The organism is Streptomyces sp. Ag82_O1-12, assembly GCF_900182715.1.
GTDB classification, from domain to species: domain Bacteria; phylum Actinomycetota; class Actinomycetes; order Streptomycetales; family Streptomycetaceae; genus Streptomyces; species Streptomyces massasporeus.
Genome location: NZ_FXUW01000001.1, coordinates 5,303,587 through 5,317,871, shown reverse-complemented (window position 1 = coordinate 5,317,871; position 14,285 = coordinate 5,303,587). Strand labels below are relative to the sequence as shown.

At 67.0% G+C, this 14,285-nt stretch carries 8 protein-coding genes and 2 pseudogenes; 7 read left to right on the top strand and 3 right to left on the bottom strand.

Annotated features, from left to right (window positions below):
- From QOL88_RS24520 to QOL88_RS24490, 7 genes and pseudogenes are all read left to right on the top strand, one after another.
- Positions 1-483 (top strand): succinate dehydrogenase hydrophobic membrane anchor subunit, encoded by a 483-nt coding sequence (locus QOL88_RS24520; RefSeq protein WP_031107857.1) that lies wholly within the window; start codon positions 1-3, stop codon positions 481-483.
- Between the two features lie 19 nt (positions 484-502).
- The gene (gene sdhA, locus QOL88_RS24515; protein WP_097219525.1) at positions 503-2,257 is read left to right on the top strand and encodes a succinate dehydrogenase flavoprotein subunit; all 1,755 of its coding nucleotides are present in this window, start codon (positions 503-505) and stop codon (positions 2,255-2,257) included.
- Positions 2,257-3,036 (top strand): succinate dehydrogenase iron-sulfur subunit, encoded by a 780-nt coding sequence (locus QOL88_RS24510; protein ID WP_053674628.1) that lies wholly within the window; start codon positions 2,257-2,259, stop codon positions 3,034-3,036. Before sdhA ends, QOL88_RS24510 begins: the two co-directional genes overlap by 1 nt.
- Before the next feature lie 152 nt (positions 3,037-3,188).
- Positions 3,189-3,809 (top strand): Uma2 family endonuclease, encoded by a 621-nt coding sequence (locus tag QOL88_RS24505; protein WP_097219524.1) that lies wholly within the window; start codon positions 3,189-3,191, stop codon positions 3,807-3,809.
- Positions 3,810-3,893: 84 nt separating this feature from the next.
- Positions 3,894-4,497, top strand: a pseudogene (locus QOL88_RS24500) (replication initiator); the annotation flags it as partial.
- Positions 4,497-4,724, top strand: coding sequence for a helix-turn-helix domain-containing protein (locus QOL88_RS24495; RefSeq protein WP_257027884.1), 228 nt, complete (start codon positions 4,497-4,499; stop codon positions 4,722-4,724). The pseudogene QOL88_RS24500 and the gene QOL88_RS24495, both read left to right, overlap by 1 nt.
- A pseudogene (locus tag QOL88_RS24490) lies at positions 4,724-6,032 on the top strand (tyrosine-type recombinase/integrase). The gene QOL88_RS24495 and the pseudogene QOL88_RS24490 overlap by 1 nt, the downstream one beginning before the upstream one ends.
- 92 nt (positions 6,033-6,124) lie before the next feature.
- Here the strand turns inward: QOL88_RS24490 and QOL88_RS24485 are convergent.
- From QOL88_RS24485 to QOL88_RS24480, 3 genes are all read right to left on the bottom strand, one after another.
- Positions 6,125-6,889: a barstar family protein gene (locus tag QOL88_RS24485; RefSeq protein WP_283445905.1), complete on the bottom strand. Its 765-nt coding sequence runs from the start codon at positions 6,887-6,889 to the stop codon at positions 6,125-6,127.
- Positions 6,890-6,958: 69 nt separating this feature from the next.
- Entirely contained in the window at positions 6,959-8,518 is a 1,560-nt protein-coding gene (locus tag QOL88_RS38920; RefSeq protein WP_502961619.1) for a polymorphic toxin-type HINT domain-containing protein, read from the bottom strand.
- 65 nt (positions 8,519-8,583) lie between these two features.
- Positions 8,584-13,803 carry a polymorphic toxin-type HINT domain-containing protein gene (locus QOL88_RS24480; protein ID WP_502961618.1) on the bottom strand — a complete coding sequence of 1,740 codons (5,220 nt, stop codon included), beginning with the start codon at positions 13,801-13,803 and terminating at the stop codon, positions 8,584-8,586.
- Positions 13,804-14,285: the final 482 nt, after the last annotated feature.

Genomic DNA, 14,285 nt, shown 5'->3' with positions numbered 1-14,285 from the left:
ATGTCCACGACTGACAAGACCGCTGCCGGCGTCGGCCCCGTCGAGGGCGGGGCCGTCTACACCGTCGACAACCCGGCGCCCTTCATCGAGGCCCCGCGCCAGCGCACCAAGAAGACCCCGAAGAGCACCCGGGGCAACTTCGAGCTCGCCGCCTGGCTGTTCATGCGCCTGTCCGGCGTCGTGCTGGTCGTCCTGGTCCTCGGCCACCTGCTGATCCAGCTCGTGCTGGACGGCGGCGTCTCCAAGATCGGCTTCGCCTTCGTGGCGGGCCGCTGGGCGTCCCCGTTCTGGCAGGTCTGGGACCTGCTGATGCTGTGGCTCGCCATGCTGCACGGCGCCAACGGCCTGCGCACGGTCATCAACGACTACGCGGAGCGCGCGAACACCCGGCTGTGGCTCAAGGGCCTGCTCTACACCGCCACGGTGTTCACCATCCTGCTGGGCACGCTGGTGATCTTCACCTTCGACCCGAACATCCGCTAGGCACGGGGTTGCGAGAATCATGAAGATCCACAAGTACGACACCGTCATCGTCGGCGCCGGTGGCGCGGGCATGCGCGCGGCCATCGAGTCCACGAAGCGCAGCCGCACCGCCGTGCTGACCAAGCTGTACCCGACCCGCTCCCACACGGGCGCCGCGCAGGGCGGCATGGCCGCCGCGCTCGCCAACGTGGAGGAGGACAACTGGGAGTGGCACACCTTCGACACGGTCAAGGGCGGTGACTACCTGGTCGACCAGGACGCCGCCGAGATCCTGGCGAAGGAGGCCATCGACTCGGTCCTCGACCTGGAGAAGATGGGCCTGCCGTTCAACCGCACCCCGAACGGCACGATCGACCAGCGCCGCTTCGGCGGTCACTCGCGTAACCACGGCGAGGCCCCGGTCCGCCGCTCCTGCTACGCGGCCGACCGCACCGGCCACATGATCCTCCAGACGCTGTACCAGAACTGCGTCAAGGAGGGCGTGGAGTTCTACAACGAGTTCTACGTCCTGGACCAGCTGATCACGGAGGTCGACGGCGTCAAGAAGTCGGCCGGTGTCGTGGCGTACGAGCTGGCGACCGGCGAGATCCACGTCTTCCAGGCGAAGTCCGTGGTCTACGCGTCCGGCGGCTGCGGCAAGTTCTTCAAGGTGACGTCGAACGCGCACACGCTGACCGGTGACGGCCAGGCCGCGGTCTACCGCCGCGGGCTGCCGCTGGAGGACATGGAGTTCTTCCAGTTCCACCCGACCGGCATCTGGCGCATGGGCATCCTGCTGACGGAGGGCGCCCGCGGTGAGGGCGGCATCCTCCGCAACAAGGACGGCGAGCGCTTCATGGAGAAGTACGCGCCGGTCATGAAGGACCTCGCGTCCCGTGACGTCGTCTCGCGCTCCATCTACACGGAGATCCGTGAGGGCCGCGGCTGCGGTCCCGAGGGCGACCACGTCTACCTCGACCTCACGCACCTCCCGCCGGAGCAGCTGGACGCGAAGCTCCCGGACATCACGGAGTTCGCGCGCACCTACCTCGGCATCGAGCCCTACACGGACCCGATCCCGATCCAGCCCACCGCGCACTACGCCATGGGCGGCATCCCGACCAACGTCGAGGGTGAGGTCCTGGCGGACAACACCACGGTCGTTCCCGGTCTGTACGCCGCGGGCGAGGTCGCCTGCGTCTCCGTCCACGGCGCGAACCGCCTCGGCACGAACTCGCTGCTGGACATCAACGTCTTCGGCAAGCGCGCGGGCATCGCCGCCGCCGAGTACGCGCAGAAGGCGGAGTTCGTCGAGCTGCCGGACAACCCGGCGGAGCTCGTGGTCGCGCAGGTGGAGCGGCTGCGCGACGCCACCGGCACCGAGCGCGTGTCGGAGCTGCGGCGCGAGCTGCAGGAGACCATGGACGCCAACGTCATGGTGTTCCGCACCGAGCAGACGATCAAGACGGCGGTCGAGAAGATCGCGGAGCTGCGCGAGCGCTACAAGAACGTCTCGATCCAGGACAAGGGCAAGCGGTTCAACACGGACCTGCTGGAGGCCGTCGAGCTGGGCAACCTGCTCGACCTCGCCGAGGTCATGGCGGTCTCCGCGCTCGCCCGCAAGGAGTCGCGCGGCGGTCACTACCGCGAGGACTACCCGAACCGCGACGACGTCAACTTCATGCGGCACACCATGGCGTACCGCGAGGTCGGCGCCGACGGCTCCGAAACCGTCCGTCTCGACTACAAGCCGGTCGTCCAGACCCGCTACCAGCCGATGGAGCGTAAGTACTGATGGCTACCCCTGTTCTGGACAAGGAAGACGCGGCCGGCAAGCCCGAGCCCGGTTTCGCCGACTCCCCCTACATCACGGTCACCTTCCGCATCCGCCGCTTCAACCCGGAGGTCGCGGCCGAGGCGGTCTGGGAAGACTTCCAGCTGGAGATCGACCCCAAGGAGCGCGTCCTCGACGGTCTCCACAAGATCAAGTGGGACCTGGACGGCACGCTGACGTTCCGCCGCTCCTGCGCGCACGGCATCTGCGGTTCGGACGCCATGCGGATCAACGGCAAGAACCGTCTTGCCTGCAAGACGCTGATCAAGGACATCAACCCCGAGAAGCCGATCACGGTGGAGCCCATCAAGGGCCTCACGGTCCTGAAGGACCTCGTGGTCGACATGGAGCCGTTCTTCCAGGCGTACCGCGACGTCATGCCCTTCCTCATCACGAAGGACACGAACGAGCCGACGCGTGAGCGTTTCCAGACGGCGGAGGACCGCGAGCGCTTCGACGACACGACGAAGTGCATCCTCTGCGCGGCCTGCACCTCGTCGTGCCCGGTCTTCTGGAACGACGGCCAGTACTTCGGGCCGGCCGCGATCGTCAACGCGCACCGCTTCATCTTCGACTCGCGCGACGAGGCCGGTGAGCAGCGCCTGGAGATCCTCAACGACCGCGACGGCGTGTGGCGCTGCCGCACGACCTTCAACTGCACGGACGCGTGCCCGCGTGGCATCGAGGTCACGAAGGCGATCGCGGAGGTGAAGCGGGCGCTGATCACGCGCCGCTTCTGAGCCTCGCAGGTTGCTGATGAGGGCCCCGTTTCCGCTGGAAACGGGGCCCTTTGGCATATGCCACACCATCGGGTGAACGCAGCGGAACGGGCTGCACGGACGTCGTCCGGCCTACGATGATGCTCTCGACACCAGTTCCCAGGAGGCACCTGATGTCCGCAGCTTCCGTCGAGCAGCCCTTCCACGACGAAGAGCCGGTCACCCTCACGACCATCGCCGACGAGATCATGGAGCGCCATCCGGGCTACCGCGTCGAGATCATCGGAGGCCATCTCCTCGTGACCCCGTCCCCTGACGGCGCCCATGCTCGCGCGCTGACCAAGCTCATGCGTCCCTTCATGGCAGCCGACCTGGATGGAGGTGAAACCGAGGTCCTTCAGAGCGTCGGTCTTTGGCTGCCCATGGAGCCGGAGGACTACGCCATCCCCGACCTCGCGGTCGTGGACGCCGATTTCGAGGACCATCACGTCGAGAACAACGCCTACGAACCGGTCTGCTTCCGCCTCGTGCTGGAGGTCACCTCCACGAACTGGAAGAACGACCTGAAGACGAAGGTCGCCGCCTACGCCGAGGCGAAGGTCCCGGTCTACGTCATCGTGGACCGCGAGCACCAACGCCTCCACGTACTGACCGACCCGGTGGGAAGCGGCTACGAGAACCATCGCCCACACGCCCCCGGCGAGCTCGTCACCCTCCCGGACTCCATCGGGGCGAAGGTGACTCTCGATGTGGCGGAGATCCTCAAGGCGGGCCAGCCGAGGACGAGCGACTGAGCCACAGGGCGAGGAGCCGACCAGATTCGGGCCGGTTGCGGCCACCTGTCGTGCGGCTCCTGTGACTGACGGGGCCGGTTCGGCTGGGGCCAACAGCTCGACGTACGCGAGATCGCCGCCTTCGGCACCGACACCGAACTCACCGAACAGGCCGTGGCCGCCTACGTCGCCAAGTACGCCACCAAGTCCGCCGACGCCTCCAGCACCATCGACCGCGCCCTGTTCTGCCGCCCCTGCCAAGGACGCGGCGCCACCCTCCTGCCCCACAGAACCCCGCTCCCCTGCACCGCCTGTGACGGCACCGGACAGGCCCGGCCGCTGACCCGCCTCGCCGTCGCCCGGCACGTGCGGCAGATGATCCGTACCTGCTGGGAGCTGGGCAAGCTGCCGGAGTTCGCCGACCTCAAGCTCTGGAAGTGGGCGCACATGCTCGGCTTTCGCGGCCACTTCTCCACCAAGTCCCGCAGCTACTCCGTCACGCTCGGCGCGCTGCGCGACGCCCGCCGCGCCTGGCGCACCGAACAGGCCCGCGCCCATGCCGGCCTGCCCGAGCACGACCCGGACACTCGTGGTCGGCCAGTGGAACTACCTCGGCACCGGCTACAGCCCCGGCGCCGCGCCCCTCGCCGCCCACGTCTGGCACCGCAGAGAACTGGAACGGCAGTTCGCAGCCGAAGGGGGCTGCTGATGGTCTCGCCCCAGACCACCGTCCCCTGCGCGGAGGCGGCACCGGCGCTGGATCTGCTCACGGTCCCCCAGGTGACGGCCCGCCTCCAGCTCGGCCGCTCAGCCGTTTACGACCTGCTCCGCACCGGCCAACTCGCCTCGATCACCCTCGGCCGCGCCCGCCGCATCCCCACCCACGCACTCACCGACTTCATCCGCACCCGCCTCGACCAGGAAGCCGCCGCCTGATGACCACACCCCCAGACACCCCCGCCTCCCGCCGCAGCCGCGCCAACGGCGACGGGACCGTCCACCAGCGCAAGGACAGCCGGTGGGAGGCCGCCGGATACGTCCTCGCCCCCCGGCAACACCCGCAAGCGCATCAGCGTCTACGGCACCACCAGGAAGGAGGCCCTGGCCAAGCTCACGGAGAAGATCGCCGCCAGCAACCGCGGCCTCCCCATCCCCTCCGCGCAGGGAAGCGTGGCCGCGTACCTGACGTACTGGCTCGACGCTGTCGCCGTCCACCAGCTCCGCGAGAACACCCACACCCGCTACACCGCCGTCGCCCGGCTCTACCTCATCCCCGGCCTCGGACGGAAGAAGCTCGCCAAGCTCACCACCAAGGACGTCCGCACCTGGCTCAACCAGCTCCGCACCACCTGCCAGTGCTGCACCCGCAGCCTCGACGCCGACCGCGATGAGCCCCTCTGCTGCGCCGCCGGAAAATGCTGCGCAAGGCGGCTCTCACCGCTGACCCTGGCCTACGTGTACTCCGTCCTCAGGTCCGCCCTGGAGCACGCGGTACGCGAGGAGGAAATCCCGCGCAACGTCGCCCGCAACGTCCGCATCGGGACACCCCGCCCCCGCCGCTTCGAACCCCTCACCGCCGACGAAGCCCGCCAGCTCCTCACCGCCGCCCAGGGCCACCGTCTGCACGCTCTGTTCGAACTCGCTCTGCACACCGGGCTCCGTAAGGGCGAACTCCTCGGCCTGCGCTGGGAAGACCTCGACCTCGCCGGCGGAACCGCAAGCATCCGACGCACCCTCCAGCGCACCAACTCCAGCGGCCTGACCGCCATCCCGACCAAGACCAAGAGCTCCGAACGGCGCATCGCCCTACCGACGCCGTGCCTGCGCTCTCTCAAACAGCACCGCGCCCGACAACTCCAGGAACGCGAAGCGGCGGGGACGGGCTGGAAGGACAGCGGCTACGTCTTCACCAGCCCCGACGGTGCCCCGGTCGAAGGGTCCACCCTCACCCGGCATTTCAACACCCTGCTCCGCCGGGCCAGACTCCGCCGCATCCGGTTCCACGACCTCCGCCACTCGACCGCGACCCTCCTCCTGGAACAAGGAGTGGAACTCGTTGTGATCAAGGAGCTACTGGGGCACGCCCACATCGGCGTCACCGCCACCGTCTACGCCCATGTCAGGCTCCGCCTCCAACGCGACGCCATCGACCTCCTCGGACACGCCCTCCGCAAGCCCGCCGAGATCACCGGCAAGCCCGACGACGGCGACGAACCACCCCTCGTCGGAGCCGCCGTCCGCTGACGTTGCCGTCAACTACTGCCGTCATCCCGCCAGACGCCCCGCCAGATGCCATCTGGCGGGGCGTCATGTTTGCTCACGCACGCGCCCCAAAGTCAGCAAGTGGCGAGATCTACGCGAAATTCTCGCATTAGTCCCACAATCGACTCCAGGAAAGCATGATCAAGGGATTCTTGAGACGTCTGAAAGTTCCGCCAAATAATCCTCGCCGGGGGCCCCTCGCCGAAACTCGAAGAAATACAGTCCGCGAGAGCGTCAAGATTCGATCCAAAGTACCCGCCCGGGCCATTGACCGCCTCGCCCAATGCACAGTAGAACCCCGGCTTCGTGGAAATTTGCCCACCGTCCAAGTGGACAACGTCCTCCACTCCATAGCGAGCAGCCCTACGGTTCGAAGCGAACCAGGAATTCTGAACAACGTGCAGCCATGCGCCCTGATAGTTCGCCGGCCACCGAACCCATTCACCCTTCTCCAGGGCGACCCCTGATGCCCAACGCGGCCAAATTCTCTCAGCTTCGGGATACTCGCAACGATTACCAAAGAACCGGAAAGCGACTCTTAGAATATTTCCGCCTGGCTCCCCTACGCCAAGGTCTCCGAGCACAGCCCGACCAATGAAGTACTCGCCAATCTTCTCCCGTTGACGATTCATGACGGCCATCACTGCATCTTCGACCCTCCGCCTACCCTTCTCGACCTCATGGACCCTCAGGAAGGCCACTTCCGGCGACTCTGCTTCCGGGTCGACGAAAAACCCCTCTACTCCTTCAGCGGCAACAAGCACCCCCCCGGACTCTTCATCCGATACCACGTACAGCGGAAAATCCACCTTGCCCACTACGGGCAGTTCGCCAGCCACGTCTAATCCCCAAACCCGGAACTGGTGCAGCGGCAATCAAGTCGCTGCACCAGCTAACCAATAGAGCTACTAATTCCACCCCGAGTCAGGGAAATGGGGTGCACTGAAGCGTTGAATCTTCGTGTAATGCGTGGACGTCCAGCCGTATACCTTGACGCCGTTCGGCAGCTCCTTTTCCAGGATTCTGTCAGTTTCAGGCCTGCCCGGCACGCGGTACTCCTTAGAACCTGCCCACCACGGGTGTTCACGTCCTCCGTACGTATCGTGCGAAGGAATCCGCCCTGCCCTCACGTCGTCGTAGGCCGAAGCGATCTTATTGTTCATCCCCCTGGGCAGAGGATCCGACAACCTCCCGGTGGGACAGCCGTTGCTGTTGTGAACGAGTACCGGCGTCTGCCCAGCGAGTACATAGTACGTATGCAGGTCGTCAACCGTGAGGTTGTACGTCCGAGCGTGCTTCGTGAATGGTCGGTTGCCCGTGACGACGGCGGTGGTGCCGTCGTCCGTGAGCAGGGTCATCCCCGGCTTGAGGTCGCCCGCCTCGATCCAGTCCTGCTCGGACGGTGACCAGAAGGGGTGCTCGTGGGTGGCGGTGAGCTTTTCGATGCCGTTTTCGGTGGTTAGGGACAGTTCGTTGAAGTGCTTGTCGCTCTCGGTGCGGATGAGCCGGGTGACCGTTCGGGGGCCGGTCTCGCCCGTTTCGGGGTCGGTGGCCTGGACGGTGTCGCCGACGTCGATGTCCTCGATGTCCTGGGTGGTGCCGTCGGCCATAAGGACGTCGGTGCCGGCCAGGAAGCACTGGCAGCCGCCCGGGGGCTTGGCCCTGCCCCGGACACCTGTCCCCGGTACGCCCCGCCCGCCCCAGCCGAACTCGATGAAGCCACCGGCCACGACCTGCATGAAACTCGCGGCGGTGCCCTCAGGGCAGTCCTTGCCACCCCGGCAGGCCATGTACAGCCAGCGCTGCACCTGCCTCTGCTGGGCGGGATTGGTTCGATCGCCGAGGTACTCGGGCGTGGACCAGTTGGTGCTCCTCGTGCCCAGCCACAAGTCGTAGAAGCGGTTGCGCACCTGTTGCCAGCCCGGGAAGCTCTTCTTGATGTAGACGCCCGGGAAGATCTGGCGCTTGCTGGTTCCGGGAACGGTGTGCTCGTACGGGAGTTGCTGGTAGACGGGGCTCGACTTGGCCGGCTTGGTCACTTCGCCGTTCGTGGCGCCGCCCTTGCCCTCGCCGCCTCCGCACAGGTCCACAGGGCACAGACCCGAAGGGTCTGACTGGCTGACAGGGCTGTTGTTGGCGTAGGCGTACCCGTTCATCTGCAGCGGGTCCGCTATGTCGATGACCGGGTCGGCTGAGAGGAAGCGGCCCGACGTCTGGTCGTATTCGCGGGCGCCTATGTGCGTCAAGCCCGTGGCCGTGTCGTCGATGCCGACACCCAGGTAGCCGCGCTTGTTGGGCCACGTGGACGGCTTCGCGCCGCGGGTCTCGCCGTACGGCTTGAACGCGCGGCGGGTGACCGGCTGGCCGGCCGTGAGGTCGACCGAGGTGTTCGCCGTTCCGAGGTGGTCCGTGATCAGCGTGCTGACCTTGTGGCCCGTCGTCGAGCCGTTGGTCGTCGTGCGGACCACCGAGGGCGCGCCGGACTGTGCGTAGGAGCGGGACGCGCGGGTGATCGTGCCTGATGCGTTCGTCGTCAGTTCGGCTTCGCCCAGGTAGAGCGTCGAGCCCGACGGTGAATTCTCCAGGAGGCGGTTGCCGTCGGCGTCGTAGACGTACGTCGTCTTCTTGCCGTCGTCCGTGATGGAGTCGAGCTTGTTCTCCGGCGTCCAGTCCAGGGTCTGCGTGGTGTTGTACAGGTCTCGGGCTGTGGTGCGAGGGCCTCGTCGGGGGACGAGGTGTCCGATTCCGCGTCCGCGGCGTCGGCGACCGGGCCCGAGGAGGTCGCGTAGGTGGTGCGGTGACCCCAAGCGGTACCGTTCGCCGCCTTGCAGCCCGTACCGCCGCCGGTCGGCTCGATCTTCGACGTCCAGGCGTGGGCCAGTTCGCCCAACACGTCGTACGTGAAGCACTGGGTGTCCCATGTGCTGCCCGTGGCCTCGCTGAGCTTGCGTGCGTTGGAGGTGATGGTGCCGGTCGCGTCGTAGGAGTAGTAGCTGTCCGTGATGCGGTGCGGGCCCGCCGTCTCGCGGTCCGCCACCGTGCGCTGGAGGCGGCCGGTGTGCGGGTCCACGAAGTTGGTGGTCCAGACGCGGTTCGGCTGTGCACCCGAGACCGTGCGCAGCACCTCGCCGTAGGGCGAGTACGTGGCGTCGGCGGTGTACCAGGTCAGGCCCGAGGTCGACTCCGGCATGCCGTCGCCGTTGTAGCGCGTGACGACCTTTTCCTTGGCCAGGCCACCGACGGCCGGGAGGGTCACCGACTGAGGCTTGCCGGTGGGTGTGTACGTGTAGGCGTACGCGTAGGTGCCGGCAAGACCCGCAGTCATGGAGTTGGCCGGGATGACCGTCTCACTGGCTGTGACTCGGTACTCGGAGTCGTACCCCGTCACGCGGTTGACGTAGTCGCCGTTGGCGGTGTGCCGCTTGCTCGTTGCCGGTTGGCCGAGGCCTCCGGGCGCATCGTCGTAGGTGTACTCCTTGACAGGGGTGGCGCTCGCCGAACCCTGCCGGACGTATCTGGGCCTGCCGAGGATGTCGTACTCGGTGAAGATCTCCTGACCGCGCGCGTTGCGGGCGCGGGTCGGCCGGTCCGCAGCGTCGTACCAGGTGTCCGTGGTCCCCGTGTCGGGATCGGTGGCGGACGTCACCCGGCCGCGGGCGTCGTAGGTGTAGGACCAGACGTTGCCGGCCGGGTCGGTGACCTTGTCGCGGTTGCCTCGTGCGTCGTAGCTGTACGTGGTGGTGCGGCCCGCGGTCGCACTGGAGGCGTCCTGGGTGTAATGCCTGACGGAGGTGGCCCGGCCGAGTGCGTCGAAGTAGGTGCGTGTGCGAGGGGCCGTCGAGCCGGGCGGGTTCACCGTCTTGCTGATGGCGTCGTAGAACGTGAAGGTCGCGTACTTGTATCCGCCGCCCTGGTACACGGAGGCACGGGCCTCGCGCTCCAGGCCGTCGTAGCGGTACTGGGTCCAGGACGGGATCAGCGACGTGGACCTGGGCCTGAAGAGCGCCGTGTCCGGTTCGCCCTTGGCCAGGTAGGCGCCGGTCTTCTCGGCGACCAGGCCGTGGTCGTTGTACTTGGTGTCGACGAGGATCCGGCCTGGGCCATGGGCCTCGACCTGCTTCTGGACCTCACGCGCCAGGCCGTCGTAGAGGGTGACCTCTTGACTGTAGGAGCCGTCGTCCTTGAGGGTTTCGACAGTTACCGCGGCCGGCTTGTTCGCGCTTGATGTGGCGGTGGCTGGCTGATACGAGACGACGATATTCGGCGACTTGCCACCCGGGGCGCGGGAAGCTGTCCAGCCCTTAACCAGACGGCCGAGCGCGTCGTACTCGCTGCGTGTCGTACGGGCGTTGGCGTCCGTGACCGTCAGCGGCAGGCCCCGGCCCGGGTCGTAGGTCGTGGTGACGGTGTGACCCTTGGCGTTGATCGTCTTTGTCGTGGTGACGGGGCCGCCGGTCTGGGGCGTGTATCGCGTCTCCGAGGTACCCGCGCCCGGCTTGGTGACGCTACGGACGCGCCCGAGGTCGTCGTACGTGGTCTCGGTGGCGACCGAGTACGAGGTGCCCGTGCCGTCCGTCTCGGCCACGGTGCTGGGCATGCCCTTGGTCGGCGTTGCCCCGTAGGCCAGCTTGTCGTAGCTGTACTGCCGGGCCGACTTCAGCTGGGTGGCGGGATCGGCGGAGGCGTATCCAGCGCAGGACGTACCGGTGGTGCGCTGTTCCTTGGGCAGGCCGATTAGCCAGGTGGTGGTGTTGTGCAGGTAGGAGGTCTTGGCGCAGGTCTGATCCGAGAACGTTTCGGATGAGCCGCTCGGCTTCACGACGGCTGTCTCCACTTGGACGGGCAGGCCGTACGTGTCGTCGGGTGTCGTCAGGGTGCGGACGGCACGCCAACTCGATCCGATCTTCTGGATCTCGTCCGATCGTTTGGTGCCCGTGCGATGCGCGAGCAGTGGATCAGCGGTCGTCGCGTCCTCGTTCTCGCGGGGGCGGGACGCGGTTTCCTTGGACCAGGGAAAGTTCAGGGTGCGGTTGAGAACGTCGCCGCCCGAATCGACGTGGGTGATGGTTTCGGCGGTCATGCCCGCGTACTGCGGCTGGTCGTCCGCCAGCAGCGTGTACGTGCCCTCGGAGTCCTTGATCACGCCGCCGGTGCCCAGGAAGTAGCGCGTCACCGATTTCGACTGGGACTGCGGCACGCCCGGCTCAGAGGTCAGCTTGCTGCCCTTGGTGACCGTGACCTGCCGGTGCCCCCGCCAGTCGCTGTACGTCCGCAGGGCGGGCCGCGTGAACTCGTCGTCGCTCTTGGCCCACGCCGGGCCGGAGTACGAGTACATCGTGACGGTCGGTTTGCTGTGCGAGGTGACCTTGTCGGTCTCGGTCACGGACGCGACGACGTACTTGTTGAACCAGGACTTCGCCGGGGTCTTCTCGTCGCCGTCGGGTGACCAGCGCACCGGGTAGCAGGTGCCGTTGTTCTCACTCTTGTCCTCGGAGGGTTCACTCGCGCACCCACCGGTGTACTCGACCTCGATGTCGCCGCCGTGCTCGGTGGAGACGGTCCCGATGCGGGGGCGGGTGAAGGGGGGACGCTGGTCGCTCTTGCCGGTGAGCACCAAGTTGGGCAGTTGGCGGTCCTTCAACCGAGCGCGCAGGGGCGACGAGGCTCCGACCGTGTAGGGGGCGAAGCTGATGCCGTCCTTCGACTGGAGGGTGCCTGTGGTGTCGCCCGGGCCGTACCCGGTGCGGGTGATCGAGTTGAGCCAGAGGCCGGGTGAAGTGTCGTACCAGTCCTCCGGGAACGACTGGTGCAGGGTGTAGGTGTCCACCTTGCCGAGGCCGGTCTGTCCGGGACGCGCGGCTTTTGTGGTCACCGTGTCCAGGCGGAGTTGCGTCCAGAACGAGGGGAACGGCGGGCAGAGCTTTGAGGTGGACTTGCAGTTGAGGTTGCCCGGTGTGTCCCACCAGGGCCGGTAGGCGCCCGGGTCGTCGGTCTTGGCGAAGTTGGCCGCGTCGCACGCCGACTCGGATCTCAGGCACCGCTGCTTCGCGCCGAAGGTGACGGTGGCCGACGGCGTGGTGAGGGTGTCCGGGCGCATGCCGTACTCGATCGATGCCGGGTAGGCGTAACGGTCGTACTGCTCTGGCGACTTGAACTTCTTGCGGACGGCGTAGTGGTTCGTCTCCTGCTTCCAGTTGACGATCATCGTGTTGCCATTGACGTCGACGACCTTGTCGAGGCCCCAGCGCCAGGCCTGCCGCTTGCCGGAGCCGCAGCGCGAGTCGGCGAAGGCGTCGGCGTGACACGGTTCTCCGGGGTGGTTGCCGAAGACCGGCACGGTGGAAACCGAGGAGGTGTCGGCGTGACCTCCGCCGACGCTGTTCTGGCCGTAGTAGTACTTGGTGCCGTCCATCGTGGTGACGACCCAGTACTCGCCGTTGTTGTCGCCGTTGCTGCCGCCGACGCGGTGCTCGACCCGGGTGCCGTCGTCCTGCTGGGGACGGTAGATCTCCGTGTCCTTGTCCGGATCGCTGCCGGAGCCCGCGTCGCGTACCAACTCGGTGGTCCGGCCGCCGAGGGACATCACCGCGTTATAGGAAACCCAGCACAGGTCGGACGTCTTGTCCTTCTTGGCGGTGTTGTTGGGAGTGCCCGCCTTGAGGGCCTTGCGGTCGTCCCGGCAGGAGCGATAGCGGCGCTCGATGTGGCCCGGGTCGTACGACCAGCCCTCACCGATCCAGGAGGCCTGGGGCGAGGAGACCGCAGTACGCCCGTCCACAGTCTGGGAGCTGTAGTTGAAGGAGATCGTCGGTGCGGGCCCCGCCGGCGGGCTGGGTACGGTCAGCGGGTAGGACCAGGTGAAGGCGCCGGAGGAGCCGCCCGCTTCCCACTTCCCGTCGGAGGCGAGCGGCGTGGCCTTGAAGGTGCCGCCGCCGCTGTTGCCGGAGTCGACCACGCCGACCACCGCGGTGCTCCCTGCGGCGGCCGCGGGAATCACCGTGGACGCGCGCCGGTAGGACGCCTGCATCACACCGGAGGAGCCGGTGCGGGTGGAGGGGGTGGCAGCAGGCGTGACCGTCCCGTCGGCGGCAGGGTCGACCGTGGCCGTGAGGGACTTGGCCGCCGTGTCGTTGGTCGTCTCCAGTTCCTCGTACGTCTGGCACGCCTCGTCGTCCGGCGTCGTCCAGTAGCAGTCGGGGAACATGACGAAGCTCAGACGGGACGCCCAGTCCGCGCCGTAGAGGTTCTTGAACTTGGCGTAGTCCAGCTTGACCGAGACGGGCACCGAGCCGTTGTCGGGTGCCTGGACCAGCAGGAGGCTGCCTTCCACTCCCTGGGCGACCGAGGAAGTCCGGTCCGGGATGGTGACCTGCCATGTGCCGGTCGGGGCCGGCTGGTCCGGTGCCTGGCCCAGGCTGACGGGCAGTGACCCGACCGGGTTGAGAGCAGCCGGCTCTGCGTTGGCCGCGGCGGTACGGGCCGACGCGGGCGTCGGGGCGGAACCGAAGGTGACCGTGCCCGTCTGGTTGGAGGGCGGATTGATGGTGCCCGTCGGGGCAGCGAGCAGATCCTCGGGTACGTCGGCCTTCAGCGTGCTGAGGTGCCGACTGAAGTCCCCGCCGGGGACCGGCTCGTCGCGTTCGAGTTCCTCGAGCGTCAGTGATTCCCGCCCGACCTCCTCTGTGGCCGGATCCGGGGGCAGGGCCAGCGCCTGCGTGGGCAGCAGCCCCAAAAGCAGTGCGGCAGCGGTCACCGACACGGCAGTACGCGCCATGCGCGGCTTACGGGCATGCGAAAGTCGCTCGAACACGGCGAGGTCCCCCCGGACCACTGGAGCGGGACCGGCGACGGACCACGCGTGACGACGTATCAGACGCTGAAGATTCTGTGATCACCCTGTGAAGGAAAGCCAGAGGTGACGCTCCGCTGTGATGATCATCACGGAAGGTAACGGGTTGTTACGCGACGAAGGCAGGCCAATCCGGAAAGCGCTTCATGGCAGGACAGTTGGGCCCTTAGTCGGCCTTTTTGACATGCCCAAGACCGTTCCCCGCAAAGCGACCTGCAGAAGAACACCTTTAGGGCAGCTTCGCACCTTTTGCAGACATGCGCCGAACCGGCTCCCCTCGCCCTGGAGGACTCTCGTTCCTTCTGTACGGATGTGGGGCCGCCGGCCCTCAGACCGCACCCCTTGAATCTTCGCAGGGTGACGACAGATCTCTCATAGGTCATCAT